The organism is Stenotrophomonas sp. T8 (assembly GCF_051853085.1).
Lineage (GTDB): Bacteria > Pseudomonadota > Gammaproteobacteria > Xanthomonadales > Xanthomonadaceae > Stenotrophomonas > Stenotrophomonas sepilia.
In genome coordinates, this window is the sequence record NZ_CP195329.1 from 2,900,919 (window position 1) to 2,926,233 (window position 25,315).

Sequence of the window (25,315 nt, forward strand, 5' to 3'; positions counted from 1 at the left end):
CTTGTGCCCGTGCGTGTGCCCTTTCCTGACGGATCCTTCGCCATGTCCCAGAACACCCCTTCCCTGCGTGAGCTCGAGCACCACAATGCGTTCGTCGAGCGCCACATCGGCCCCAACGATGCCGAGATCGCGCAGATGCTCGACGTCGTCGGCCACGCGTCGCTGGATGCGATGACCGATGCCATCGTGCCGGCCAAGATCAAGTCGCCGGCGCCGCTGGCGCTGCCGGAGTCGATGACCGAAGTGCAGGCACTGGCGAAGATCCGCGCGATCGCCGACAAGAACACCGTGCTGCGCAGCTTCATCGGCCAGGGCTACTACGGTACCCACACCCCGAACGTGATCCTGCGCAACATCCTGGAAAACCCGGCCTGGTACACCGCTTACACCCCGTACCAGGCCGAGATCTCGCAGGGCCGCATGGAAGCGCTGATCAACTTCCAGACCCTGTGCGCCGACCTCACCGGCATGGAGATCGCCAACGCCTCGCTGCTGGACGAAGCCACTGCCGCCGCCGAAGCGATGACCCTGGCCAAGCGTTCGGCCAAGTCGAAGTCGGACACCTTCTTCGTGCACGACGCCGTGCACCCGCAGACCCTGGAACTGCTGCGCACCCGCGCAGAACCGATGGGCATCGTGCTGCGCGTCGGCACCCCCGCCGAAGCACTGGAAGCGGAAGCCTTCGGCCTGCTGCTGCAGTACCCGGACACCTTCGGCCAGATCGGCGATTACAAGGCCCTGGTCGAGGCCGTGCACGCACGCGGCGGCTTGGTGGCCGTGGCCACCGACCTGCTGGCGCTGACCCTGCTGGCCGCACCGGGCGAATGGGGCGCGGACATCGTGGTCGGCAACAGCCAGCGTTTCGGCGTGCCGTTCGGCTTCGGCGGCCCGCACGCCGCGTTCATGGCCTGCCGTGACGCCTACAAGCGCTCGATGCCGGGCCGCCTGATCGGTGTCTCCATCGATGCCCAGGGCAACCCGGCCTATCGCCTGACCCTGCAGACCCGTGAGCAGCACATCCGCCGCGAGAAGGCGACGTCGAACATCTGTACCGCACAGGTGCTGCTGGCGGTGATGGCCTCGATGTATGCGGTCTACCACGGTCCGGAAGGCCTGACCCGCATCGCCCGGCGCACCCACCGCCTGGCTTCGATCCTGGCTGCGGCACTGCGCAACGCCGGCGTGCAGGTCGGTGGCGACTTCTTCGACACCCTGCACATCACCGGCGTGCATGCCGATGAGATCCACGCCAAGGCACGCGCCGCCGGTTACAACCTGCGCGCGATCGACAGCGACTCGGTCGGCATCAGCCTGGACGAGACCGCCACCCGCGCCGACGTGGTCGCGCTGGCCACCGTGTTCGGCGCGCAGGCTGACGTCGAGGCGCTGGACGCCAGCACCGCCGACGCGCTGCCGGCCGGCCTGCTGCGCCAGTCCGCGTTCCTGACCCACCCGGTGTTCAACACCCACCACAGCGAGCACGAACTGCTGCGCTACCTGCGTTCGCTGGCCGACAAGGACCTGGCGATGGACCGCACGATGATCCCGCTGGGCTCGTGCACCATGAAGCTCAACGCCACCGCCGAGATGATCCCGGTGACCTGGCCGGAGTTCTCGCAGATCCACCCGCTGGTGCCGGCCGACCAGGCGCTGGGCTACAAGGAACTGATCGACACGCTGGAAGCGATGCTGGTCGAATGCACCGGCTACGACGCGGTCAGCCTGCAGCCGAACTCCGGCGCGCAGGGCGAGTACGCCGGCCTGCTGGCGATCCGTGCCTACCACCGCTCGCGCGGCGAAGGCCACCGCGACATCTGCCTGATCCCGGACTCGGCACACGGCACCAACCCGGCCTCGGCGCAGATGTGCGGCATGAAGGTCGTGGTGACCAAGACCGATGCCAACGGCAACGTCGACGTCGAGGACATCCGCCTCAACGCCGAGAAGTACAGCGACCGCCTGGCCGCGATCATGATGACCTACCCGTCCACGCACGGCGTGTTCGAGGAAGAGGTGGTCGAGATCTGCGAGATCATCCACAAGCACGGCGGCCAGGTGTACACCGACGGCGCCAACATGAACGCCCTGGTCGGCGTGGCCAAGCCGGGCAAGTGGGGTTCGGACGTTTCGCACCTGAACCTGCACAAGACCTTCTGCATCCCGCACGGCGGTGGTGGCCCGGGCGTGGGCCCATGCGCGGTCAAGGAGCACCTGGCCCCGTTCCTGCCGGGCAAGCTGGGTGACAACGGCCCGGTCGGCATGGTCAGCGCGGCCAGCTTCGGCAGTGCTTCGATCCTGCCGATCAGCTGGATGTACATCGCGATGATGGGCCGCGAAGGCCTGCGCAAGGCCACCCAGGTCGCGCAGCTCAACGCCAACTACATCGCCAAGCGCCTGGCTCCGCACTTCAAGACCCTGTACACCGGCCGTAACGGCCTGGTGGCGCACGAGTGCATCCTGGACGTGCGCCCGCTGGAGAAGACCAGCGGCATCGGCGCCGAGGACGTCGCCAAGCGCCTGATCGACTTCGGCTTCCACGCCCCGACCCTGAGCTTCCCGGTTGCGGGCACGCTGATGGTCGAACCGACCGAGAGCGAGTCGCTGCACGAGCTGGATCGCTTCATCAACGCGATGATCCAGATCCGAGAGGAAATCAGCGCGATCGAAGACGGTCGCCTGGACCGCGAGGACAACCCGCTGAAGAACGCGCCGCACACCGCCACCGCGGTGACCGCCAGCGAGTGGACCCACGCCTACCCGCGCGAACTGGCCGCCTTCCCGCTGGCCAGCCTGAAGCAGAGCAAGTACTGGCCGCCGGTGGCACGCGTCGACAACGTGTACGGTGACAAGAACGTGATGTGCGCCTGCATCCCGGTCGATGCCTACAAAGATGATGAAGTCGAGGCTTGATTCCTTACTGCATCGATAAAGAAAACGGCCCGCGCAAGCGGGCCGTTTTCATGAGGGCGTGTGAACCAGGGTCCACACCCACAGTTACCCGATCACGGGTCCGGCATCTGTCCCAGGCTCAACTGCCACGATACGCCAAAGCGGTCCTGCACCCAGCCATAGCGGTTGCTGAAGTCGTAATCACCCACCGGCATCAACCAATGGCCGCCCTCGCCCAGCACGCGTGCCGCACGCTCGAACTGCTCGGCACCGGAACACTCGACGAACAGCGAGATCGACGGGCTGAAGGTGAAGTCGTGCACATCCAGGCTGTCGAAGCACAGGTAATGGGTGCCACCGAGCAGGAAGATGGCCTGGCGGACCTGTCCGGGTACGCCGGCGCCGGCCCCCTCGGGGTGGCGTTGCAGGGCCAGCAGGCGGAAATCGGCAAAGGCTTCGGCGTACAGGGCCAGCGCGGCCTCGGCCTGGCCGGTGAACATCAGGAAGGGACGGCTGCGCAGCATGCGGTACTCCTGGTCGACGGGCCGCTGGCGGCCCACACGATCAGGATGGCACGGCGGATGTATGCCGGCTGTAGAGCCGAGCCCGCGCTCGGCTGGCGACTACGCGAACAGCAGCCGACCACAGGGTCGGCTCTACAGAAACTACAGCAACCGCAGCCGACCGTAGGGTCGGCTCTACAGCTTCAGTCACGCCTCGCGCATGCGCCGGGCGATGGCGCTGCCGGCGGCGATGGTGGCGGTCAGCGCCACCATCGACAGGAACTGCAGGCGGGTGTGCGCCTCGCTCAGCAGCAGGCCGAAGATCAGCGCCAGGATCGCCAGCGCGCAGCAGGTCAGCCACGGGAAACCGGCCATGCGGAATGGCAGCCGGGTACCCAGGCGATCGGCGCGGCGGCGCAGCACCAGCTGCGAAACCAGCGACAGCGTCCACACCAGCAGGCAGGTGGAACCGACGATGTTCAGCAGCACCGGCAGCACCCGGTCCGGGAACAGCAGCTCCATCACCGTGGCCGCAAAGCCGAACAGCACGCTGGCCAGCACGGCGATGACCGGCACCTGCCGCGGATCGGTCCAGCCCAGCACGGCCGGCGCTTCGCGGCGCTGCGCCAGCGAATACATCATGCGCGAGGCGCCGTAGAGGTTGGCATTGAGTGCCGACAGCAGCGCGATCACCGCGATCAGGGTGATGGCGGTGCCTGCGCCCGGAATGCGCGCTATGTCCAGCACGGCGGCGAACGGCGACTTCAGTGCTTCGCTGGTCCAGGGCACCACGGCGATGATCACGCTCAGCGAGCCGATGTAGAACACCAGGATGCGCCAGGCCACGGTACGGATGGCACGGGCGATGCTGCGTTCGGGATCTTCGGTTTCGGCCGCCGCAACGGCTACGATTTCGGTGCCGCCGAAGGCAAAAACGACAACCAGCAGCGCCGCACCGATCCCGGCCAGGCCCTTCGGTGCGAAACCGCCGTGTCCGGTGAAGTTGCTCAGGCCAGGTGAGGTGACCTGCGGCAGCCAGCCCATCAGCAGTGCCACGCCGATGGCAATGAAGGCCAGGATCGCCGCCACTTTCAGGATGGCGAACCAGAATTCGAACTCGCCGAAGTTCTTCACCCCGAGCAGGTTGATCGCAGTGAAGAACAGCATGAAGGCCAACGCAGCCATCGGCACCGGCACCACCGGCCAGACCGTGGCAAGCAACCCGGCCGCACCGACCGCCTCGGCGGCGATCACGATCACCAGCTGCACCCACCACAACCAGCCGACCGTGGCGCCAGCGGTGGCGCCCATGGCATCGGCGGCGTACACCGAGAAAGCGCCGCTGGTCGGTTTGGCCGCCGCCATCTCGCCCAGTGCGTTCATCACGATGATCACCAGCGCGCCAGCGACCAGATACGAGACCAGAACGGCCGGACCGGCCGCCTGCACACCCACGCCCGAGCCGAGGAACAGGCCGGCGCCGATGGCACTGCCCAGGCCCATCATGATCAGCTGGCGGGGCTTGAGCGAATGTCCGAGGCGGGACGGCGAAGCGGTCGGAATCGAATTGGGCATCGGCGGGGCTGGCGGCGGGCTACAGGGGCGACACCTTACCCTGTCCCAGGCCCGCGGGGATAGGCACAGCGCAGCAGGGGGCTCAGGCCAGTGCGGGCTCGCCGACGTTGCCGCCGATCCGGGCGCGATAGGCGCGCGGCGAGAAACCGGTTTCAGCCTTGAACTTGCGGGTGAAGGCGCTCTGGTCGCTGAAACCGCAGGCCTGCCCGATGCAGGCAATGCTGTCGTCGCCATGCAGCAAGTGCATGGCCATCTGGATCCGCAGCCGGGTCAGCACCTGCTGCGGGGTCATCTGGAACACCTTGCGGAAACTGCGCTCCAGCTTGGACAGCGAAAAGCCGGTGATGTCCAGCAGGGTCTGCATGCGCACGTTCTCGGCGTAGTGCGCGTTGAGGTGGGCCAGGGCCAGCCGCAGCTGCTCGTACTGGGCGCCCAGGCTGTCCTTCTGGCCCAGGTCGCGGGAAATGCCGATCAGGCCCTCGATGGCGCCATCGACCAGCAACGGGCGCTTGCAGGTCAGGCACCAGCCCGGTTCGCGGTTGGCGAACAGGTGCAGCTCCATCAGGTTCTCGATCACCTCGCCGGACAGCACGCGGGCGTCCTGGTCGACATAGTCCGCGCTGAGGCCGGTCGGGTAGATCTCGGCCGCTGTGCGCCCGATCACGTCCTTGCGCGCGCGCAGGCCCAGCCGTCGCAGCATGGTCTGGTTGACGTGGGTGTACCGCCCCTGGCGGTCCTTGATGAAGAACAGCACGTCCGGGATGGCGTCGAACAGGGCTTCGATGTCGGCGGGCTCGACTCGCATGGGGCAAGCATACCCGAGCCTGCTTTTGCCCGTACGTTCACCTTTGCCGGACCTGGGTTTAACGGGTTCGGTTCCAGTGTCGTGGTTCCCTTGATGATCCGGAGCCTCCCCCCCATGGCCGCCAGCAAGCCGACCGGCAAGCGCGCAACCGAAAACCACCCCCGCGGCAACGGCGATGAACTGCACCCGCGCGCCGGCGGCAGCCACCCGGCGATGACCACCGATCAGGGCATCCCGGTGGCAGACAACCAGAACTCCCTGCGGCAGGGACCTCGAGGACCCACGCTGCTGGAAGACTTCATCCTTCGCGAGAAGATCACCCACTTCGATCACGAACGCATTCCCGAGCGCATCGTGCACGCACGTGGCAGCGCGGCACATGGCTACTTCGAGTTGACCCGGTCTCTGGCCACCCACACCCGGGCGCGCATCCTGACCGAGGTAGGCGTGAAGACGCCCGTGTTCACCCGCTTCTCGACCGTGGCCGGTGGCGCAGGGTCGGTGGACACTCCGCGCGACGTGCGCGGCTTCGCGGTCAAGTTCTATACCAAGGAAGGCAACTGGGATCTGGTCGGCAACAACATCCCGGTGTTCTTCATCCAGGACGCCATGAAATTCCCGGACCTGGTGCATGCGGTGAAGATGGAACCAGACCGTGCGTTCCCGCAGGCGGCTTCGGCCCATGACACCTTCTGGGACTTCATTTCGCTGATGCCCGAGTCGATGCACATGATCATGTGGGCGATGAGCGACCGCGCCATTCCGCGTTCGCTGCGCATGATCGAAGGCTTCGGGGTGCACAGCTTCCGCCTGCTGAACGAGGCGGGCGAGTCGACCTTCGTCAAGTTCCATTGGCGGCCAAAGCTGGGCATCCAGTCAACGGTCTGGGACGAAGCGTTGAAACTGCAATCGGCTGACAATGACTTCCATCGCCGTGACCTGTTCGAGGCCATCCAGCGCGGTGATTTCCCCGAGTGGGAACTGGCGGTGCAGCTGTTCACCGAAGAAGAAGCCGACGCGTTCCCGTTCGATCACCTGGACCCGACCAAGATCATTCCCGAATCGCTTGTGCCGCTGCAGGTGATCGGGCGGATGGTGCTGGACCGCTGGCCCGACAACTTCTTCGCCGAGACCGAACAGGTGGCGTTCTGCCCGGCCAACGTGCCGCCGGGCATCGACTTCAGCAACGATCCGCTGCTGCAAGGCCGCCTGTTCTCCTACCTGGACACCCAGCTGCTGCGGCTTGGCGGCCCGAACTTCCACCAGATCCCGGTGAATGCCCCGAAGTGCCCGTTCGCCAATCACCAGCGCGACGGCCACATGCAGATGCAGGTGCCCAAGGGCCGCGTCGCCTATGATCCCAGCTCGCTGCAGGAGGACTCGCCGCGCGAGACGCCCGCAGGTTTCCGCAGCCACGCCAGCGCCGACGATGGCCGCAAGGGCCGCACCCGCGCGGAGAGCTTCGCCGACCACTACAGCCAGGCCCGCATGTTCTTCCGTAGCCTTGAGAAGCCGGAACAGGCGCATCTGGCATCGGCACTCGTGTTCGAATTGTCCAAGGTGGAAACACTCAAGGTGCGGGTGCGTACCGTCAGCCACCTGCGCAACATCGACGAATCACTGGCGCAGCGCGTAGCCGATGGGCTCGCACTGCCTGCACTGCCCGACCCCGCGCCGACCGCCACGCCGGCGCAGGACATGCCTGCCGCTCCCGAGGTGCGCGTGATCGGGCGCAACAAGCCCACCCTGCAAGGACGCAGCATCGGCATCCTGTTTGATGAGGGCTCCGACGCGCGCGTGATGGCCAGCCTGAGCAAAGCGGCGCGGAAGGCGGGTGCAGACGTGAAGCTGGTCGCGCCCAAAGTAGGCGGCGCCACGCTGAGCGATGGGGCGATACAGGCGGCGGATGGGCAACTGGCGGGCACGCCATCGGCTGTGTTCGATGCGGTGGCCGTGGTGCTCAGCCCGGAAGCCGCGAAGGCCTTGTCGAAAGAGAGTGCAGCCATCGAGTTCGTCAGCCAGGCGTGGGCGCACCTGAAGGCCATCGCCAGCGACGCAGGCGGCCAGGCGCTGCTGAAGGCGGCGCGCGTCGGCAACGACGCCGGCATCGTCGAAGCGGAAGACGCCAAGGCCTTCCTGGCGGCGGCCGCCACCCGCCAGTGGGCGCGTGAACCCAAGCTGCGCCTGCTGGCCTGACTACTACAACAGGAGAACCGTCATGCCCCGTGGTGACAAATCCGCATATACCGACAAACAGAAGCGCCAGGCCGAGCACATCGAGGACAGCGAGCGCGAGCGCGGTGCCAGCGAAAACACCGCCGAACGCATCGCCTGGGCCACCGTGAACAAGCAGGACGGTGGCGGCAAGCGTAGCGGCAGCGCACGCAAGGGTACGAAGAAGGCGGCGAGCAAGAAGGCGGCCAGCAAGGCGCCTGCCAGGAAGTCAGCCGCAAAGAAGGCCACGACCAAGGCGACGGCCGCGAAGAAGGCGCCTGCGAAGAAGGCGGCGGCAAAGAAGGCACCGGCTCGTAAGATTGCCACCAAGAAGGCCGCAAAGAAGACAGCGGTCAAGAAGGCCGGTACAGCCGCCTCGCGCAGTGCTGCAGCGAAGAAGGCGGCCAAGACCCGTGCGGCGAAGAAGACCGTGCGCAAGGTGGCGGCCAGGAAGGCGGCACGTACCCGCGCCCGCAGCTGAGCGCATCGTTCAACGCGGCAACGTCCTCATCCACGCGGCCACTTCGGCTGCAGCTGCGTCGGCACGCGCCTGCAGCAGCAGATGTGGCCCCTCCAACGACACATGGCGGGCATCGGGCAACAGGGCCTGCAGCTCGGCCACGCTGGGCGGCCACAGCAGGCGGTCGTGGCACGCGTGCAGGCACAGCGTCGGCACCTGGATTGCCGGCAGCAATGCACGCACGTCGACCCGCAGGGTCGCTGCGGCGCGTTGCCGCAACGTGCTCGTCGGAGTCCTGGCCAACGCTTCGCGCAGCATCGACGTGTGCCCGCGGGTGTACCACGGCCCCAGCAACAGGCGCGCCAGCAATGCCACGGGAGGCAGCGGCCAGGCCGGCGACAGCAGGGCTGCGCTGGCTGCCGGCAGTGGCACCGGCCGACGCGCAAAGGTCGCTGCAAGCACCAGTCCGCGCAGCCCCGTGGGATGGCGCGTGGCCAGTTCAACAGCCAACGGGCCCGAGAAAGACTCGGCGAGCAGGATGAAGGGACGACTGGGCAGCTGCGACCACAGCCGTTGGGCAAGCGTGGCGTGATCCTGCGGTCCCTGCGCGGGCAGCGTGATCGCCTGCGTTGACAGACCGTAAGCCTGGAGTGCCGACAGGAACGGGGGCGACAGCCTGCTGGAGCCATCCAGACCGGGCAGCATCAGCACGTGCTGCGGCGCGGCCGATGCAGGGAAACAGATCGGCGTTTCCTCGCTCCCGATTCCCATGCCACCTCCTTTGCTGGCAAGCATCACCCACATCGGCAGGCAACGGAACCCCTGCTCCGGCTGTCCTGCTGCTTTGCCGGCCAATGTTGGGCAATACTACCCGCTCTGCCGCGGGACGCGGCTACCCGGGAGAGCCGTTGATGCGATGGACCTGCGCGCTGGCCATGATGGCCATGATGCTGCCACTGAACAGCTCCGCCAGCGATGGTTGGATAAATGGGGATGGCAAGGCGTTGACGGAGACCGATGCCATGAAATCCAGCGGCGGCTTCGCGGCATCGCTGCTGGTCACTTCCGATGCCGACTGGCGGGCCAAGTGGGCGACCCCGCCGGAGACCACTCCCCGCTTCAACGAGGCCGACGAAGTCCACCCGGGCGGTGAGTTGTTCCTGCTGACATTCCTCTCCAACCCGCAACTGGACGAGAACCGCGTACCCAAGGTGCACTGCGATCTGCGCATGCTGCGCCCGGACGGCAGTACCAGTATCGACGAACGCGATGTTCCCTGTTTCACCGCCGCCCTGACCGGCCCGCCAAATCTGCTGTACATGACCAACCTGCACCTGAAGTTCGTCGCCGAGGCCGGTGATCCCAAAGGCACGTGGACTGCGCAGGTGGTGGTCCGGGATCTGCTGCGGAAGGTGAGCCTGCCGCTGCAGGCCCGCTTCGACGTCCGTTGAACCGGGGCATGCGGATGAAGATGCGGCGACTCCTGAGCTGGACCGGTCTTGCGCTTTGCGTGGTCTACCTGCTGTTGACCGCATGGCTGGTTCACGGCGCGCAGTCGGAGGGGGACCCGAAGGGTACCTATATCCTGATGGCGCTCCCCATCACCCTGCAGTCTGCCGCACTCGATGCCATCGGCGCAGGCGGCCTGCTGCGTGGCAAGCCCTGGTCGACCGCATATGCAGTGCTGGTTCCGCCAACACTGCTGTTGCTGTACGCAGCCGGCTGGCTGATCGAACGCTCAGCCCGCGGGCGCTAGCCCGCGGCATCGTTCCGGTGGGTGCATCGACGCCCTGCATGCGGGACATCGCAGGCAGGGCGCCATCCAGTATCCAGTTACAGGTCGCTTACGCCGCCCGCGCCGGCATGACCGGCATGCGCGGCCCCTGCTCCAGCTGGAATACCGCCACTGACGTGGTCAGTGCATGCGCCTGTTCTTCCAGCGCGCGGCTCGCGGCAGTGGCTTCTTCCACAAGCGCGGCGTTCTGCTGGGTCACCTGGTCCATCTGCACCACCACCTGGTTGACCTGCTCGATGCCGGCGGCCTGCTCCTTGCTGGCCGCTGCGATGTCGCTCATCAGCTGGGTGGTGCGCGAACTGGCCTGCGCCACGCGTGCGATCGCGGCTTCCGATTCAACGGTCACCGCCAGGCCACTCTTCACCTTGGAAGCGGCGTCCTCGATCAGTTCCTTGATCTCCTTGGCGGCGACACCGGCACGCTGTGCGAGCGTGCGCACTTCGCTGGCGACCACGGCAAAGCCACGGCCCTGCTCGCCTGCGCGCGCAGCTTCCACTGCCGCATTCAGCGCCAGGATGTTGGTCTGAAACGCGATGCCGTCGATCACCGTGGAGATTTCCGAGATGCGTGCCGAGGACTGATCGATTTCGCCCATCACCGATGCCATCTGTGCCATCGCCTGCTCGGTCTCGCGCACGGCGGCACCGGCGGCATGCGCTTCGCTGTCGGCCTGACGCGCCAGTTCGGCGTTCTGGCGTACGGTGGAGGTCAGCTCCTCCATCGACGCGGCCGCTTCTTCCAGATTCGCAGCCTGCTGCTCGGTGCGGCGCGACAGGTCGTTGTTGCCGGCGGCCAGTTCCTGGGCCGCGTTGTTGATGCTGTCGGCAGCCACTTGGATGCCGCGGACAATGCCGGTCAGCTGCGCGGTGGTGGTGTTGGCATCGTCGCGCATGCGCGCAAACACGCCGTCGTACTCGCCCTCCATGCGTGCGGTCAGGTCGCCATGCGAGATCGCGCGCAGCACGTCGGAAACATCGGCGATGCTGGCCTGCGAACTGGCCATCATGCCGTTGAGGTGCTCGACCATCGTCTTGAACTGGTACTGGAACGCAGCGGCATCGCCACGCATGCTGAAATCGCCGGCGCGTGCGGCGCGGGCCAGTTCATCGATCTGCGCGTTGATCGCCATCAGGCTCTGCTTCACCGCTGCCAGGGTGCGGGTCAGCGTGCCCTTCTCGCCCGGGTAGTCCGGCAGGTCGCGGCTGAGGTCACCCATGGCGTAACGCTGCATCACCTCGGCCATCAGCAGTTCCACCTGCACGTGTGACTCCACCAGGCTGTTGGTGGCCTGCACCATGCGGCCGAAATCACCGGGGAACGCACTGGCGTCCATGCGATAGCGGATTGCACCGGCCTCGTGCTGCTCGGCCATCTGCAACTGCGCGCCGATCGCCGCCTGCACACTCTGGCGCACGCTGGCCATCGCCTCGCCCAGCTGGGTCAGCTCGTCGCGGCCACCGAGGCGGAACTCCTGGTCCAGCTGTCCCTTGGACAGGCGCTCGGCCAGGTTCACCGCGCGCGCCAGCGGACCGGTCAGGCTGCGGCCGATCATCACCGAGGCACCGATGCCCACCAGCAGCGCGACGCCGCCCAGCACCAGCAGCTGCAGCAGGCTGCGCTCGCCCAGGCGGATGGCCTCGGCGGCTGCCTCACGGCTTTCCTTCTCTTCGAAATCCACGCCATCGGACAGTGCCTTGTTCCAGCCGTTGGCCGCTTCCTGCACCGGGCCCAGGGTCAGTGCCACGGCACCCGGGTAGTCGCCCTGCTCCATCAGTTCGCTGGTCTGCTTGTTGAGCGGGCGCGCGATGGCACGCTTGGCCGCGATGGTTTCCGCGATGGCCTTGCCCTCCGCATCGCCTGGCAGCGCCTGGTAGGCGGCCCAGCTGGCCTCATAGCGCTTGACCAGATCGGCAATGCGCTTCTCATCGCTGCCGCGGTCTTCGCCCTGGCGGATCAGCATTTCGCGCCGCACCACCATCATCTGGTTGTTGGCGTCGAGCATCTGCGACAACAGGCGCACCTTGGCCACGCTGACGTCGACCACCTGCTGCATCGCGCGCTTCTGCACGACGCTGGCGGTGGCGCCGGTGGCCACTACGGCGGCAACCAGCAGCAGCAACAGGCCAAAGCCCAGCCCAAGACGCCAGGCAACCCTGACGTTCCTCAAGTAGTTCATGGGGGTATCCAAAACGGGGGGATGTGGGCTTATCGGCGGCACGGCAGGCAATCTTGATCGCCGCCCATCGACGGCGTCGGCCACCGTTCACCTTGGTGAGTCCCCGTCCCAGCGGCACCTGCCGGTGCCAGCCGGCCGCAATGACATGCCTGCTCATGCGGGTATCAGATCCCTTTCACGGCGGTTCCGCACCGTCTGCGGGCAAGGTGGCGGCGTACCTGCTGGAGATCCCAATGCGCTCATCTGTGTCCCGATCCACCCTGCTCGCAATCTCGCTGCTGGCGTCGCCGGCCTTCGCGCAGGTGCCGCCGCCCAACCTGCCCGCCCCCATTGCCGAGAAGGCTGGCCCGGACACCGCAGTGCGCTCCGCACTGCATGCCCAGGTGCTGCTGGATCGTGCGAACTTCTCTCCGGGCCAGATTGATGGTGAGGTAGGCAGCAACCAGCGGCGGGCGGTGTCAGGCTTCCAGGCGGCGCACGGGCTGACCGTAACGGGTGAGCTGGACGACGCCACCTGGAAGGCTCTGCAGGCCGATACGATCACGCCGCTGGCCAGCTACACGCTGACTGCTGAGGATGTCGTCGGCCCGTTCCAGCCGATACCGAAAGGACCCGCCGCCCAGGCCAAGCTGAAATCGCTGGGCTACGGTAGTGTGGAAGAAGCCCTGGGCGAGCGCTTCCACGCGTCGCCAGAGCTGATGAAGATGCTCAATCCCGGCGTGGATCTGACCAGGGCTGGCAACCGTATCCAGGTCCCCAACATCGCCCCGGCCGCATTGCCGAAGGCCGCCAGGATCGTGGTCGACAAATCCGACTCCACGCTGCAGCTACTGGACGCACAGGGCAAGCTGATCGCGCAGGTGCCGGTGTCGTCCGGCAGCCAGCACGACCCGTTGCCGATCGGCGAATGGAAGATCCTGGGTGTATACCGCGACCCGCCGTTCCACTACAACCCGAAGCTGTTCTGGGATGCCCGAAAAGGTGAAAAGAAGGCCACGCTGCCGCCCGGCCCGAACAATCCGGTCGGCCGGGTCTGGATCGATCTGTCCAAGCCGCATTACGGCCTGCATGGCACGCCTGAACCCGGCCACGTGGGCAAGACCGAGTCGCATGGCTGCGTACGCATGACCAACTGGGATGCGCTGCGCGTGGCCGACGCAGTAGACACCTCGGTGCCTGTCGTGATGCAGGAGTGAGTCGATGCGTCTTCCGCAACTGATTGTGCTCGGTGTTCTGCTGGGATTGGGTGCAGGTTGGCGGCTGCACCGCGATATGGATGAGCCGGTGGCCGAAGCGCTGCCGGAAGCGCCATCGACGGTGGCCGCCGCGCCGGTGACGGAACCGGTAGCGCCAGGTGCAACAGCCCCACCCGCCTCCACTGCGCCGCCGGCCGCGCAGGCTCCGGATGCCCCGTCCGGCCTGCTGCTGCCGGTGCAGGGCATCCTGTTCTCGCAGCTGCGCGATACCTTCACCGATGCACGCAGCGAGGGCCGCGTACACGATGCCATCGACATCATGGCCGATGCAGGTACGCCGGTGCTGGCGGTGGCCGATGGCACGGTGGAGAAACTGTTCGACAGTGAGCGCGGCGGGCTGACGATCTACCAGTTCGAGCCCAGCAGGCGCTGGTGCTACTACTACGCGCACCTGCAACGCTACGCCGATGGCCTGGCCGAGAAGCAGGTGATCAGGCGCGGCGAGGTGATCGGCTACGTCGGCAGCACGGGCAACGCCAGCGCCGAGGCCCCACACCTGCATTTCGAGGTGCATGTGCTGGGGCCGGAGAAGCAGTGGTGGAAGGGAGAGTCGATCAATCCCTATCCGCTGCTGAAGTCGGCAGCGATGATGCCCGGCGCTGCCAGCGTCGCAATGCCACAGTAAAGACGGCCAACGCAGCTCCTGGAATCATCAGCAACAGCGCCGCCATCTTCCAGAAGAAGAACGGCCACAGCCAGAGGTAGTCGAGGTCGGTCAGCTTCAGCACGTCCATCGGCGGCAGCAGGTCCACCGAGGCCGCACGGCCGGCCAACGCCGGATCGACCTCCAGCACGGTCAGCCGCAGCGAGGAACGGCCTCGCCGCAGTGCGTCACTGCGGCCGTAGCCGAAGTACGAGGCGGCGAACCGGTCTCGCTCGACCGATTTCAGTGCGCGGTGGATCTCCGGATCGGTCACCGCCGAGCGGCTGTCCGCGCGGAACTCGGTGCGATCGGTTGGGGTTTCCGCGCGCAGGCGCAGCTCGGGATCGACCGCCGGATCGGCGCCGTCATCCGCATAACGCAGACGCAGTCGCAGCGGGTCGTCGATGAAGCGGTACACCGTGATCTCGGCGGTCGCGCCCGGCTGCAGCACCAGCGGCAGGGTCTGCGTGCGCGAAGCTAGGTAATTGGCGAGCGCGCCCAGCACCAGCACGATGCCGGCCAGCGTCCACAGGCTCCACAGCAGCCACAGAGTCACCCGTGCGACCGTCTCGCCCTTCATGCCGAAGTCTCCGTCATCGCTGCGCTGCCCTGCCGGCTGTGCCGCCACAGTACCGAAAACGAAAAAGCCCCGCTTGCGCGGGGCTTTTCCTTCAGCAACACCAGGCAGGGCCCAGCGCTACCGGTCTCTCACTCAGGCAAACGGATCCTGCAGGACCATGGTGTGGTCGCGGTCCGGGCCGGTCGAAACGATGCTGATCGGGCAGCCGGCCAGTTCTTCCAACGAACGCAGGTAGGCGCGTGCCGCCGGCGGCAGTTCGTCCCACTGGGTGATGCCGTGGGTGTTCTCGCTCCAGCCCGGGAACTCCAGGTATACCGGGGTGCACTCTTCCCAGCCCTGCGCATCCAGCGGAGCATATTCAGTGCGCTTGCCGTTGTATTCGTAGGCGATGCAGACCTTCAGCTTTTCCATGCCATCGAGCACGTCCAGCTTGGTGATGCACAGGCCGCTGATGCCGTTGATGGCCACGGCGCGCTTCAGCGCGACGATGTCCATCCAGCCGCAACGACGCGGGCGGCCGGTCGATGCGCCGTATTCGGCGCCGCGGTCACGGATGCCCTGGCCGACTTCGTCGTCCAGTTCGGTCGGGAACGGGCCGCCGCCGACGCGGGTGGCGTAGGCCTTGGCGATGCCCAGCACGTAGTCGATCGAATCGGCGCCGACGCCGGAACCGGCCAGCGCACCACCGACGGTGGTGTTGGAGCTGGTGACATACGGGTAGGTGCCGTGGTCGATGTCCAGCAGCGCACCCTGCGCGCCTTCGAACAGCACGCGCTTACCCTGCTTGCGCAGGTCGTGCAGGATGCCCGCCACGTCGGACTTCATCGGCTGCACGTATTCGCCGAAGGCCAGCGCCTCGTCGAAGGTCTTCTGGAAGTCGACCGCATCGGTGTTCAGATACTTGGTCAGCACGAAGTTGTGGTAATCCAGCGCGGTGCGCAGCAGTTCTTCCAGCTGCTTCGGGTAATGCAGGTCGGCGATGCGGATGCCGCGACGCGCCACCTTGTCTTCGTAGGCCGGGCCGATGCCACGGCCGGTGGTGCCGATCGCCTTGCCACCGGCAGCGCGCTCGCGCGCCTGGTCCAGGGCGATGTGGTACGGCATGATCAGCGGCGCGGCCGGGGAAATCTTCAGGCGCGAACGCACTTCCACGCCGGAGGCTTCCAGCTCGGCGATTTCCTTCTGCAGCGCGGCCGGCGAGATCACCACGCCGTTGCCGATCAGGCACAGCGCGTCGTCACGCAGGATGCCCGACGGGATCAGGTGCAGGACGGTCTTCTTGCCGTTGATGACCAGGGTGTGGCCGGCATTGTGGCCACCCTGGAAGCGCACGACGGCGCCGATTTCCTCAGTGAGCAGATCGACGATCTTGCCCTTGCCTTCATCGCCCCACTGGGCACCCAACACTACGACAGACTGACCCATGACGGGCTCCTCGATTTGTTGCGGCCATCGGGGCCGCGGACGGGTAAACCGTGGCGGGGCTGGCCAGCACCTGGAGGGCGGCTCCAGACGGGGAGCGGCCGGCGATGGAAGGCCCAGACACGGAAAAAGCCGAACGGGGAGGCCCGTCCGGCTTTTGTGCATTATCCGGGTTTCCGGGGTCCGCTGCCACCTTTCCGACCGGCGGCTTCACCCACCGGTCAGGCCGGCGTCTCATGTAGAGCCGAGCCCATGCTCGGCTGCCTTCCCGCCGCTGCGCGGCGCCGCCCGAGCATGGTCTCGGACGCTACAGGGCGGGGTCAGTGCCGTGCCCACCACAGCAGGCTCAGGCCGGCCAGCAGCACCAGCCCGCCGAAGCTGCGCAGGGCCGGGCTGGGCAGGTCCAGCAGGCGCTCGGCCATGCGCTTCCAGGCGAACGGCGCCACGAACAGGAAGAGGCCTTCCAGCACCGCGACCAGGCAGACGGCGGCGAACAGATCTTTCATGGGGAACTCCGGAAAAAGCACGGGGCCCGGCGTCTGGCCGGGCCCCGTGGGGTAGTGCCCTGCGACCTCAGCGGTCGTTCTTCAGGTACTGCAGGAACGGGTCGTTCTTGTCGAGCACAATCACGCCATTGCCGTCGGTCATGGAGCCACGGTAAGCCTCCAGGCTGCGGTAGAACGCATAGAACGACGGATCAGCCGAGCCAGCCTTGCCGTAGATGCGGGCCGCCTCGGCATCGCCTTCACCGCGCAGGCGCTGTGCATCGCGCTCGGCCTCGGCGATCAGAACCGTGCTGTCGCGGTCGGCCTGGGCACGGATGGTCAGCGACTGCTCCTCGCCCTCCGCACGCAGCTTGGCCGCTTCCTGCTTGCGCTGGGCGCGCATGCGCTCGTACACGTCGTTGATCACCTGGCTGTCGGTCGGCAGGTCCACCTGCTTGATGCGCAGGTCGATCATCTGCATGCCGAGGCCGGCCACCGCCTCGTTGATCCCCTTCAGCTGCTCGGCGATCAGCTCGCTGCGGTCGCCGGACACCAGCTGCTGCAGGGTGCGCGAGTTGATCTGGTTGCGCAGCGAGTCGGTGATGATCGGCGCCAGGCGGGCGTTGGCCACACGCGGGTCGCCGCCGGTGGCACGGAAGTAGTCACCTACGTTGGAGATGTAGCCGATGGCGAAGAAGTCGACGCTGACGTCCTTCTGCTCGGCGGTGAAGTAGCGCGCAGGCGCAGTGTCGAGCACCTGGAAGCGGCGGTCGAAGACCTTCACCGTTTCCACCACCGGCACCTTGAAGTGCAGGCCCGGCTTGATGTCCGAACGCACCACCTTGCCCAGGTTCAGCACCATGGCGGTCTGGTCCTCACGGACCACGTACACCGAGCCGAGCAGGCCCAGCACCACCGCCACGATCACGGCGATCCAGATAGGACTCTTCATCGGCTGCCCTCCTCACGGCCGCTCGGTCGCCCGGTCGGGCGGCCCACCGGCCGGCCCGGATCACGGGAAGCTTCCACCGCTGCACCCGGCAGCGACGGCATCACCACGTCCGGGTTCGCCACTGCGGCCGGGGCCGAGGTGGTGGGACGGGTATCGCCGGTCATCGGCACGTAGATCAGCTGGCGGCCATCGCCGCCGATCACCTTGCGGTTCTCGCTCAGCACCTGCTGCACGGTTTCCAGCCACAGGCGCTTGCGGGTCACTTCCGGGGCGTCCTTGTACTGGGCCTGCAACAGGCTGAAGCGCTGCGCGTCACCCTCGGCCTTGGACACCACGGCCTGCTTGTAGCCTTCGGCGGTGGTACGGGCGCGCGAGGCCTGGCCCCGGGCTTCCGGCACGACCTTGGCAGCGTAGGCCTGGGCCTCGTTGATCAGGCGTTCCTTGACCTGCTGGGCACCGTTGACTTCGTCGAAGGCCGGCTTCACTTCTTCCGGCGGACGGGCGTCCTGCAGGGTCAGGCCGGTCACGGTCAGGCCGGTCTTGAACGCCTTCAGCAGTGCCTGCAGGCGCTCCTCGGCAGCCACGGCCAGCGGGCCACGGTTGTTCAGTACCGCGTTGAGGTCGGCACGGCCGACTTCCTCGCGCACCGCGCTCTGCGCCGACTGCTCCAACACCTGGTTGGCATCGACGGTGCCGAACAGGTACTGCTGCGGGTCGTCGATGCGGTACTGGACGTTCAGCGAGACGTTGACGATGTTCTCGTCCCGGGTCAGCACCGGCACCTGGATCGAGAACGTCTTGATCTCGGTGGCGTTGACCTTGGTGACCGATTCGATCGGCCACGGCAACTTGAAGTTCGGGCCGGGCTGCAGGATGCGCGAGAACTGGCCGAAGCGCAGGACCACGCCACGCTGCTGTTCACCGATCAGCTGGAAGCTGGAGAACAGCACCAGCAGCACCACGGCCGCCACCACCCAACGCACGATGCCGCCGTCGAACAGGTCCTTCAGCGGCCCGGGCAATCCGCCCCAGCCACCACCATTGCCACCGCCGCGCGACCCGAACGGCCCGCGTCGATTGTCCTCGGGGCCTTGTCCGCCCTTGTTGCCGCCGGGTGTATTCCAGGCCATGCACGCTCCATCAAGATGTGGGCTGCGGCGCGGGCCCTTCCCGCGGCGCCAGCCGTGAAACCATTACTGATCATACAAGATGGGGCGGATTGGCAGGATCGAAAGGGGGGCAACGGGGTAAGGTGGCGTTTTCCTCGAAGTCAGGCAATGCCGATGGCCCCCACCACCCCGTTCACCGCCTTCCGCATCGAAAACGACGACGCCGGTTACCGCAGCGGCCTGGCCCAGCTCAAGGTCGAAGACCTCAGCCCCGGCCAGGTTCTGATCCGCGCCAGCTGGTCCTCGGTCAACTACAAGGACGCTCTGGCCGGCACCGGCAAGGGAAAGATCCTGCGCCGCTTCCCGCTGGTGGGGGGCATGGACGTAGCCGGCACCGTGGTCGCCAGCACCGATCCGGAATGGCGTGAAGGCGACGCGGTGCTGGCCACCGGCTGCGGCCTCAGCGAGACCCGCGACGGCGGCTACAGCCAGTATGTGCGGCTGGAATCGCGTGCGGTGATCGCCCAACCGGCCGGGCTGAGCCCACGCGAGGCGATGGTGCTGGGCACCGCCGGCTTCACCGCGGCGTTGGCGCTGCTGCGCATGCAGGACAACCGGCAGAGCCCGGAACTTGGACCGCTGGCGGTCACCGGCGCCAGTGGCGGCGTCGGCGCGCTGGCACTGTCGATCTTCAGCCGCGCCGGCTACACGGTGCATGCGATCAGCGGCAAACCCGACCAGACCGGTTTCCTGCACGCCATCGGCGCCACCGAGGTGCTGCCGCGTGAGGCCCTGGCCGACACCGGCCCACTGCAATCGGCGCGTTTCGGTGGGGGCCTGGACAATGCCGGCGGCGCCATGCTCGCCAGCCTGCTGGCGCAGACCGCGCCCTACGGCAGCGTGGTCAGTGCCGGCCTGGCGGCCAGCCCGACCCTGGAGATGACGGTGATGCCGTTCATCCTGCGTGGTGTGTCGCTGCTGGGCGTGTCGTCGGCCAATGCGCCACGCGGGCTGCGCGAGGACGTCTGGGCGCGGCTGGGCAACGAATGGAAACCGCAGCACCTGGACCGCATCTGTACCGCCGAGGTCGGCCTTGATGGCCTGCCGGCCGTGTTCGAGCGGATGCTGGCGGGCGGATCGCTGGGCCGCACCGTGGTGCGGATCGACTGAACGTCGCAGGCAGGCGACAGACGGCAGATGCGCCCCTCCCGCCGGTAATGAGCCCGCACTACACTGCGGGCATTACATGGGGAACAACATGGCACGCATTCTGATCGTCGACGACTCACCGTCGCAGCTGTTGGGGATACAGCGCATCGTCGAGAAGCTCGGGCACCAGATCCTGACCGCCACCGATGGCGCGGCCGGGGTCGAAACCGCCAAGGCCGAGCTGCCCGACCTGGTCCTGATGGACGTGGTGATGCCCAATCTCAACGGCTTCCAGGCCACCCGCACCCTCGCCCGCGACGAGGCGACCCGGCATATCCCGGTGATCCTGGTGACCACCAAGGACCAGGACACCGACCGCATGTGGGGCATGCGCCAGGGCGCCAAGGCCTACATCACCAAGCCGTTCTCGGAAGACGAGCTGTCCGAAGTGCTGGAGCGCGTGTTCGCCGGGCAGGGTTGAGACGCGCGCGGTAGTGCCGGCCGCTGGCCGGCAATCACAGCTCATTGCCGGCCAGCGGCCGGCACTACCGGAAGGCGTGCTCAGATCGTCTCGCCAAACGCCTTGGCCAGGTTCCGGTAGGCCTTCTTCTGCGCCTCGTCGGTCGCGGCCGGGGCCACGATCTCGATCTCGACGATCTGGTCGCCCTCCGGGTTGCCCGGCAGGCCCCGCCCGCGCAGGCGCAGCTTGCGCCCGGCATCGGAGTCGGCCGGGATCTTCAGTTCCACCGCGCCGCCCAGGGTCGGCACGCTGATGCTGGTACCCAGCGCGGCCTGCCACGGCGTGACCGGCAAGGTGTAGAGGATGTTGCGGCCATCGACCTCGAACTGCGGGTGTGCGGCGTACTCCACTTCCAGCAGCAGGTTGCCACCATGGTTGCCCTGCCCCGCCAGGCGGATCACCTGCCCCGGACGGATGCCCTTGGGCACGCGCACGTCCAGCTGCTTGCCGTTGACGGTGATGCGCAGGCTGTCGCCGCTGTAGGCCGCTTCCAGCGGGACCGACAGCTTGGCACGGGTGTCGCGGTTGGGGGCATGGCCCTGGCTGCTGAACCCCGGGCCAGGACCGGCACCGCCGCGCTGGCGCGCGAACAGGCTTTCGAAGAAGTCGCTGAAGCCGCCGTTGGCGCCACCACCCCCGAACACTTCCTCGAAATTGAAACCACCGGCGCCGCCGTAGTTCGGCGGCACGTTGAACTCCTCGCCCGGGCGATAGCCCTGCGCGCGCAGCTGGTCGTAGGCTGCACGCTTTTCCGGATCGCGCAGCGCCTCGTAGGCCTCGTTGACCGCCTTGAACTTGTCCTCCGCCCCGGCTTCCTTGCTGACGTCCGGGTGGTACTTGCGTGCCAGCCGCCGGTAGGCGGTCTTGATCTCCGCCTCGCCCGCGCTCGGTTCCACCCCCAGGGTGGCGTAGTAATCCTTGAATTCCATCCAGCTACCTCGATCTGCTTCGGCCGCGCCGGTGGCGCCGCCCCGGGTTCATTCTACGCGCCGGCGATGCTACGCCGCCCCTCGTGCGGCGCCGGTGAGGCCGACTGATCCTGCGCAATGCGGTTGCCATCGCCCTGCCCCAGGCTATGGCTGGAAGCCCGCTCCGCAAAGCCTGAAGATGGGGCCTGCACGCCGGTTTTCCAATGTCTTGACGTCCCTGTCCCATCCGGCCCACTACGCTGCCCCAGCAAGGAGTTCCCCCATGACCATCCATGTCGGCGACCGCATTCCGGAAGTGACCCTCAAGCGCATCCGCGAGGGCATTGAAACGCTCGATACGCATTCGCTGTTCGACGCGCGCAAGGTGGTGCTGTTCGCCGTGCCCGGCGCGTTCACGCCGACGTGCTCGGCCCGCCACCTGCCCGGCTACGTCGAGAAATTCGAGGCCTTCCGCCAGCGCGGCATCGATGTCTACTGCATGGCCGTCAACGACCCGTTCGTGATGAAGGCCTGGGCCGCAGATCAGCACGTGCCCGACGGCCTGCTGATGCTGTCCGACGGCAATGCCGAACTGACCCGCGCGCTCGGCCTGGAGCTCGACGCCAGTGCCTCGGGCATGGGCATCCGCTCGCGCCGTTTCGCCCTGTACGTGGTCGACGGCGTGGTCCGCGCCGCCTGGGTTGAACAGCCCGGTCAATTCGAAGTGTCTTCGGCCGACTACGTGCTGGAGCACCTGCCCACCTGATCTCCCACCGCAAGAGGAAACGGCCAGCCATGTCCAGCAAGCCAGCCAAAGCCCCCAGGCCCGGCGCGCAGATTCCCGGCATCAGCGAGCGCAGGGCCCTGCGCGAGCGCGCCCGGCGCAACATCGAGGATGGTGCGATCACCGACAGCTACAGCGCCGACCGCAAGGTGGTGATCAAGCTGCTCAACGACGCACTGGCCACCGAGTACGTGTGCGTGTTGCGCTACTACCGGCACTACTTCATGGCCAAGGGCATGCTGGCCGACGCGGTGAAAGCCGAATTCCTTGAACATGCACAGCAGGAACAGGCGCATGCCGGCAAGCTGGCCGAGCGCATTGTGCAGCTCGGCGGCGAGCCCGACTTCAACCCTGATACGCTGACCGCGCGCTCGCATGCCGAATACAAGGAAGGCAGCGACCTGCGCGACATGGTCCGCGAGAACCTGGTGGCCGAACGCATCGCCATCGACAGCTACCGCGAGATGATCAACTTCATCGGCGACCGCGATACCACCACCAAGCGCATCCTCGAAGAGATCCTGGCGCAGGAAGAGGAACACGCCGACGAGTTCGCCGATCTGCTGGATGGATGGATCGGGGAATGATTGCGCTGCGGATGCTCTGGTAGATGCCCACCTTGGTGGGCGCTTTGCCGTTCGCGTGCCAACCAAGGTTGGCACCCACCAAAGCGGAGCAATGCCATCCCGCCGCGCATGGCCCGGCACCTACCGGAGGACAGTGAACCGTACCTGCGTCCACGCGCCGTCCGCGGCCAAGGCGGTCAGGGTATGCGCCCCGGGATCGGCGAACTCACGCTGCATCAACTGTGCGCCGCGGGTCTGCGCGATCCAGCGTCCATCCAGCAACCAGTCCACCGCCTGCTCGCTGCCCAGCGCGCGCAGCTGCAGGCGTACGCCATGTTCGGCGTTGGGCGCACGCGCCAGTGCGGCGCCATCATTGAGGCCATCGATGTGCAGCGCGACGCTGGCCTCCCGGCCATCATCACGGCAGTCCGGCGACAGCGCCGGCAGCTGCGAGGCGTCGCGTGTGGCCTTGGGCAGCCACGGCGACAACAGCGCCGGCCAGCGCGCGATCTCACGCGCGACTTCTTCGTGCGGCAAGCGGCAATCGGCGGATACACGCAAGCCGGTGCGCGCGTCGGCAAGGTAGCGCTGCCGCCCCGGCTGCCAGCGCCGCGCCTCGCGCTCCGGGAAGGTCGGCGGTGCGGCGCCATCGAGCAGGTAGGCTGGCATCCTGCGCTGGCACAGTGCCGCCGGCAGCCCCTCGGCACGTTCGCCAGTGGGCCAGCAGATGTCTTCCTGGCTGACACTGGCCGGCATCGGCGCGGCCGCCGAATCACCACGCTGGCGCGGCAGGCTGTCCACCACTTCGAACATCAGCGGCAGCGCGGTGACCGCGCCGTACTGGCCCGGCAACGGAGTACCGTCCGGCCGGCCCACCCACACGCCCACCGTGTAGTGGCGGGTACTGCCGATCGCCCACGCATCGCGGTACCCGTAACTGGTGCCGGTCTTCCACGCCACGCGCGGGCGGCCACCGACATCGAACGTCCCGGCGCTGTATCCCGGGCGCGGGTTTGATTCGAGCATCTCGCGCACGATCCAGCTGGCGCCCGGCGAGGCCAGGCGCCGCTCGATCATCGGCTCGTCGTCGGTGTAACGCACGCGGCCGGCGATACCGCTCCGGTTGAGCGCGGCGAAGGCGCCGACCAGGTCTTCCAGGCGCGCGCCGGTGCCGCCCAGGATCAGCGACAGGTTGGGCGTACTGCCCGGCGGGAAGCGCAGCTGGATGCCCGCGTGCGACAGCCGGGCAGCGAAGCGCGCGGCGCCGACCCGCTGCAGCAGGTCCACCGACGGTACGTTGAGCGACAGCCGCAATGCGGCAGAGGCACCGATGGGCCCATTGAAGGCCATGTCGAAGTTGCCGGGGCGGTAGCTGCCGAAACTCTGCGGTGCATCGACCAGCAGGCTTTCCGAATGGATCAGGCCATCGTCCAGCGCCATCGCGTACAGGAACGGCTTGAGCGTGGAGCCTGGCGAACGCCAGGCCTGCACCATGTCCACGTGACCCAGCCGCTGGCGGTCACCGAAGGACAATGTGCCGACATAAGCGCGTGCCTGCAGGGTCCGGTTGTCGACCACCAGCAGGGCCGCCGAGGTACGCTCGGGCAGCGTCGAGAAATAGCTGGCCACGCGCTCTTCCAGCGTGCGCTGCAGGCCGATGTCGATGCTGCTCTGGATGCGTGCCTGGCCCGGATGCGCCGAGTGCAGGCGCTGCGCCAGCAGCGCGGCGTGCAAGGGAGGGCGCAGCGAACGCGCCACCACGTTCTCGATGCGCGCATCCTCCACTTCTTCCGGTGTCCACGCGCCCAGCTCGGCCATGCGTGACAGCACCTTGTCGCGCGCTTTCTGCGCAGCTTCCGGATGGCGGTCCGGGCGCAGCCGGCTGGGCGCCTGTGGCAGCACCGCCAGCAGCGCAGCCTCGGCATGCGACAGCTGCGCCGCCGGCTTGCCCAGATAGGCCCAGCTGGCCGCTTCCACGCCTTCGATGGTGCCGCCGTAGGGTGCACGCTCCAGGTACAGGGCCAGGATCTGCTGCTTGCTCAGGTGCACCTCAAGCTGCACTGCACGCAGCATCTGCTTCAGCTTGCCCCACGGGGTGCGTGAGTGCGGATCGAGAATGCGCGCGACCTGCATGGTCAGGGTCGAGCCACCGGACACGATGCGGCCGCCGCGCAGCAGCTGGCCGCTGGCCCGCAGGATCGCCAGCGGGTTGATGCCCGGATGGCGCCAGAACCAGCGGTCTTCGTAGGTCAGCAACGCTTGCAGGTACAGCGGCGAGACGCTGTCGACCGAGGCCGGATACCGCCACACGCCCTCGGCATCGGCAAACGCCCGCAATGGCGTGCCGTCGGCAGCCACCACCAGGGTGCTGGTATCACGCTGCTTCGGCAGCGGCGGCGGGAAGGCGAAATCCAGCACCAGCAGCAGCGCCAGCGCAGCGGCCATGCCCCAGCGCAGCCACGGCCACAGCGGCCGCCACCGGCGGCGCAGGGTCGCCAGCCGGGTCGTCATCGTGTTCTTCATT

Annotated in this window: 23 protein-coding genes; 11 read left to right on the forward strand and 12 right to left on the reverse strand. The window is 67.2% G+C overall.

Translation table 11 applies throughout. From position 1 onward, the window contains the following. Positions 1-42: 42 nt before the first annotated feature. Positions 43-2,910, forward strand: coding sequence for an aminomethyl-transferring glycine dehydrogenase (gene gcvP / locus ACSDHM_RS13615; protein WP_072168600.1), 2,868 nt, complete (start codon positions 43-45; stop codon positions 2,908-2,910). Positions 2,911-3,002: 92 nt separating this feature from the next. On the opposite strand, the gene ACSDHM_RS13620 is transcribed toward gcvP, so the two are convergent. The 3 genes from ACSDHM_RS13620 to ACSDHM_RS13630 form a co-directional block, all read right to left on the reverse strand. Next, the gene (locus ACSDHM_RS13620; RefSeq protein ID WP_005418291.1) at positions 3,003-3,413 is read right to left on the reverse strand and encodes a VOC family protein; all 411 of its coding nucleotides are present in this window, start codon (positions 3,411-3,413) and stop codon (positions 3,003-3,005) included. A 186-nt stretch (positions 3,414-3,599) separates the two neighbouring features. Then, positions 3,600-4,967 carry an amino acid permease gene (locus ACSDHM_RS13625; RefSeq protein WP_061478840.1) on the reverse strand — a complete coding sequence of 456 codons (1,368 nt, stop codon included), beginning with the start codon at positions 4,965-4,967 and terminating at the stop codon, positions 3,600-3,602. Positions 4,968-5,049: 82 nt separating this feature from the next. Further along, entirely contained in the window at positions 5,050-5,772 is a 723-nt protein-coding gene (locus ACSDHM_RS13630) for a helix-turn-helix transcriptional regulator (RefSeq protein WP_005418296.1), read from the reverse strand. A 114-nt stretch (positions 5,773-5,886) separates the two neighbouring features. On the opposite strand from ACSDHM_RS13630, the gene ACSDHM_RS13635 reads away from it, so the two are divergent. Together ACSDHM_RS13635 and ACSDHM_RS13640 are read left to right on the forward strand one after the other, a co-directional pair. Next, positions 5,887-7,968, forward strand: a complete 2,082-nt coding sequence (locus ACSDHM_RS13635; RefSeq protein WP_188240746.1) for a catalase — start codon at positions 5,887-5,889, stop codon at positions 7,966-7,968. Between the two features lie 22 nt (positions 7,969-7,990). Further along, positions 7,991-8,467, forward strand: a complete 477-nt coding sequence (locus ACSDHM_RS13640) for a hypothetical protein (RefSeq protein ID WP_188240745.1) — start codon at positions 7,991-7,993, stop codon at positions 8,465-8,467. A gap of 9 nt (positions 8,468-8,476) precedes the next feature. Here the strand turns inward: ACSDHM_RS13640 and ACSDHM_RS13645 are convergent, their stop codons facing one another. After that, positions 8,477-9,217 carry an alpha/beta fold hydrolase gene (locus ACSDHM_RS13645; protein ID WP_005418301.1) on the reverse strand — a complete coding sequence of 247 codons (741 nt, stop codon included), beginning with the start codon at positions 9,215-9,217 and terminating at the stop codon, positions 8,477-8,479. Between the two features lie 167 nt (positions 9,218-9,384). Here ACSDHM_RS13645 and ACSDHM_RS13650 point away from each other — a divergent pair, with 167 nt between their 5' ends. Together ACSDHM_RS13650 and ACSDHM_RS13655 are read left to right on the forward strand one after the other, a co-directional pair. Further along, positions 9,385-9,897, forward strand: coding sequence for a hypothetical protein (locus ACSDHM_RS13650; RefSeq protein ID WP_242015793.1), 513 nt, complete (start codon positions 9,385-9,387; stop codon positions 9,895-9,897). Between the two features lie 14 nt (positions 9,898-9,911). Then, positions 9,912-10,202, forward strand: coding sequence for a hypothetical protein (locus ACSDHM_RS13655; RefSeq protein WP_032954416.1), 291 nt, complete (start codon positions 9,912-9,914; stop codon positions 10,200-10,202). An 88-nt stretch (positions 10,203-10,290) separates the two neighbouring features. Here ACSDHM_RS13655 and ACSDHM_RS13660 read toward each other — a convergent pair whose 3' ends face one another. Further along, positions 10,291-12,417: a methyl-accepting chemotaxis protein gene (locus ACSDHM_RS13660; protein WP_005418317.1), complete on the reverse strand. Its 2,127-nt coding sequence runs from the start codon at positions 12,415-12,417 to the stop codon at positions 10,291-10,293. 233 nt (positions 12,418-12,650) lie between these two features. On the opposite strand from ACSDHM_RS13660, the gene ACSDHM_RS13665 reads away from it, so the two are divergent. Both ACSDHM_RS13665 and ACSDHM_RS13670 read left to right on the forward strand, forming a co-directional pair. Continuing rightward, entirely contained in the window at positions 12,651-13,613 is a 963-nt protein-coding gene (locus tag ACSDHM_RS13665; protein WP_088496827.1) for a L,D-transpeptidase family protein, read from the forward strand. Between the two features lie 4 nt (positions 13,614-13,617). Further along, positions 13,618-14,298 (forward strand): M23 family metallopeptidase, encoded by a 681-nt coding sequence (locus tag ACSDHM_RS13670; protein WP_111007831.1) that lies wholly within the window; start codon positions 13,618-13,620, stop codon positions 14,296-14,298. On the opposite strand, the gene ACSDHM_RS13675 is transcribed toward ACSDHM_RS13670, so the two are convergent. The 5 genes from ACSDHM_RS13675 to hflK all read right to left on the reverse strand — a co-directional run bounded on the left by ACSDHM_RS13675 (position 14,228) and on the right by hflK (position 18,885). Then, positions 14,228-14,896: a hypothetical protein gene (locus tag ACSDHM_RS13675; protein ID WP_439426328.1), complete on the reverse strand. Its 669-nt coding sequence runs from the start codon at positions 14,894-14,896 to the stop codon at positions 14,228-14,230. The two genes, ACSDHM_RS13670 and ACSDHM_RS13675, sit on opposite strands and share 71 nt — an antisense overlap. Positions 14,897-15,028: 132 nt before the next feature. Continuing rightward, a complete protein-coding gene (locus ACSDHM_RS13680) occupies positions 15,029-16,321 on the reverse strand; it encodes an adenylosuccinate synthase (RefSeq protein WP_005418326.1) in 1,293 nt (430 codons plus the stop codon). 317 nt (positions 16,322-16,638) lie between these two features. Continuing rightward, entirely contained in the window at positions 16,639-16,824 is a 186-nt protein-coding gene (locus ACSDHM_RS13685; protein ID WP_005410640.1) for a DUF2065 domain-containing protein, read from the reverse strand. A 67-nt stretch (positions 16,825-16,891) separates the two neighbouring features. Beyond that, positions 16,892-17,755 carry a protease modulator HflC gene (gene hflC / locus ACSDHM_RS13690; protein WP_019660037.1) on the reverse strand — a complete coding sequence of 288 codons (864 nt, stop codon included), beginning with the start codon at positions 17,753-17,755 and terminating at the stop codon, positions 16,892-16,894. Beyond that, on the reverse strand, positions 17,752-18,885 hold the full coding sequence (gene hflK, locus ACSDHM_RS13695) for an FtsH protease activity modulator HflK (RefSeq protein ID WP_005418335.1): 1,134 nt from the start codon (positions 18,883-18,885) through the stop codon (positions 17,752-17,754). The genes hflC and hflK overlap by 4 nt, the downstream gene beginning before the upstream one ends. Positions 18,886-19,038: 153 nt before the next feature. On the opposite strand from hflK, the gene ACSDHM_RS13700 reads away from it, so the two are divergent. Then, positions 19,039-20,034 (forward strand): YhdH/YhfP family quinone oxidoreductase, encoded by a 996-nt coding sequence (locus tag ACSDHM_RS13700; RefSeq protein WP_088496826.1) that lies wholly within the window; start codon positions 19,039-19,041, stop codon positions 20,032-20,034. Positions 20,035-20,122: 88 nt separating this feature from the next. Further along, on the forward strand, positions 20,123-20,494 hold the full coding sequence (pilH, locus tag ACSDHM_RS13705) for a twitching motility response regulator PilH (RefSeq protein ID WP_005410644.1): 372 nt from the start codon (positions 20,123-20,125) through the stop codon (positions 20,492-20,494). Positions 20,495-20,574: 80 nt separating this feature from the next. Here pilH and ACSDHM_RS13710 read toward each other — a convergent pair whose 3' ends face one another. Then, positions 20,575-21,462, reverse strand: a complete 888-nt coding sequence (locus ACSDHM_RS13710; RefSeq protein ID WP_061478849.1) for a DnaJ C-terminal domain-containing protein — start codon at positions 21,460-21,462, stop codon at positions 20,575-20,577. A gap of 262 nt (positions 21,463-21,724) precedes the next feature. Between ACSDHM_RS13710 and ACSDHM_RS13715 the strand changes: the two genes are divergently transcribed. Both ACSDHM_RS13715 and ACSDHM_RS13720 read left to right on the forward strand, forming a co-directional pair. Next, positions 21,725-22,207 carry a peroxiredoxin gene (locus ACSDHM_RS13715; protein ID WP_049413449.1) on the forward strand — a complete coding sequence of 161 codons (483 nt, stop codon included), beginning with the start codon at positions 21,725-21,727 and terminating at the stop codon, positions 22,205-22,207. A gap of 29 nt (positions 22,208-22,236) precedes the next feature. After that, on the forward strand, positions 22,237-22,812 hold the full coding sequence (locus tag ACSDHM_RS13720; RefSeq protein ID WP_439426329.1) for a ferritin-like domain-containing protein: 576 nt from the start codon (positions 22,237-22,239) through the stop codon (positions 22,810-22,812). Between the two features lie 120 nt (positions 22,813-22,932). Here ACSDHM_RS13720 and pbpC read toward each other — a convergent pair whose 3' ends face one another. Further along, positions 22,933-25,314: a penicillin-binding protein 1C gene (pbpC, locus tag ACSDHM_RS13725; RefSeq protein ID WP_072168585.1), complete on the reverse strand. Its 2,382-nt coding sequence runs from the start codon at positions 25,312-25,314 to the stop codon at positions 22,933-22,935. Between the last annotated feature and the right edge of the window lies 1 nt (position 25,315).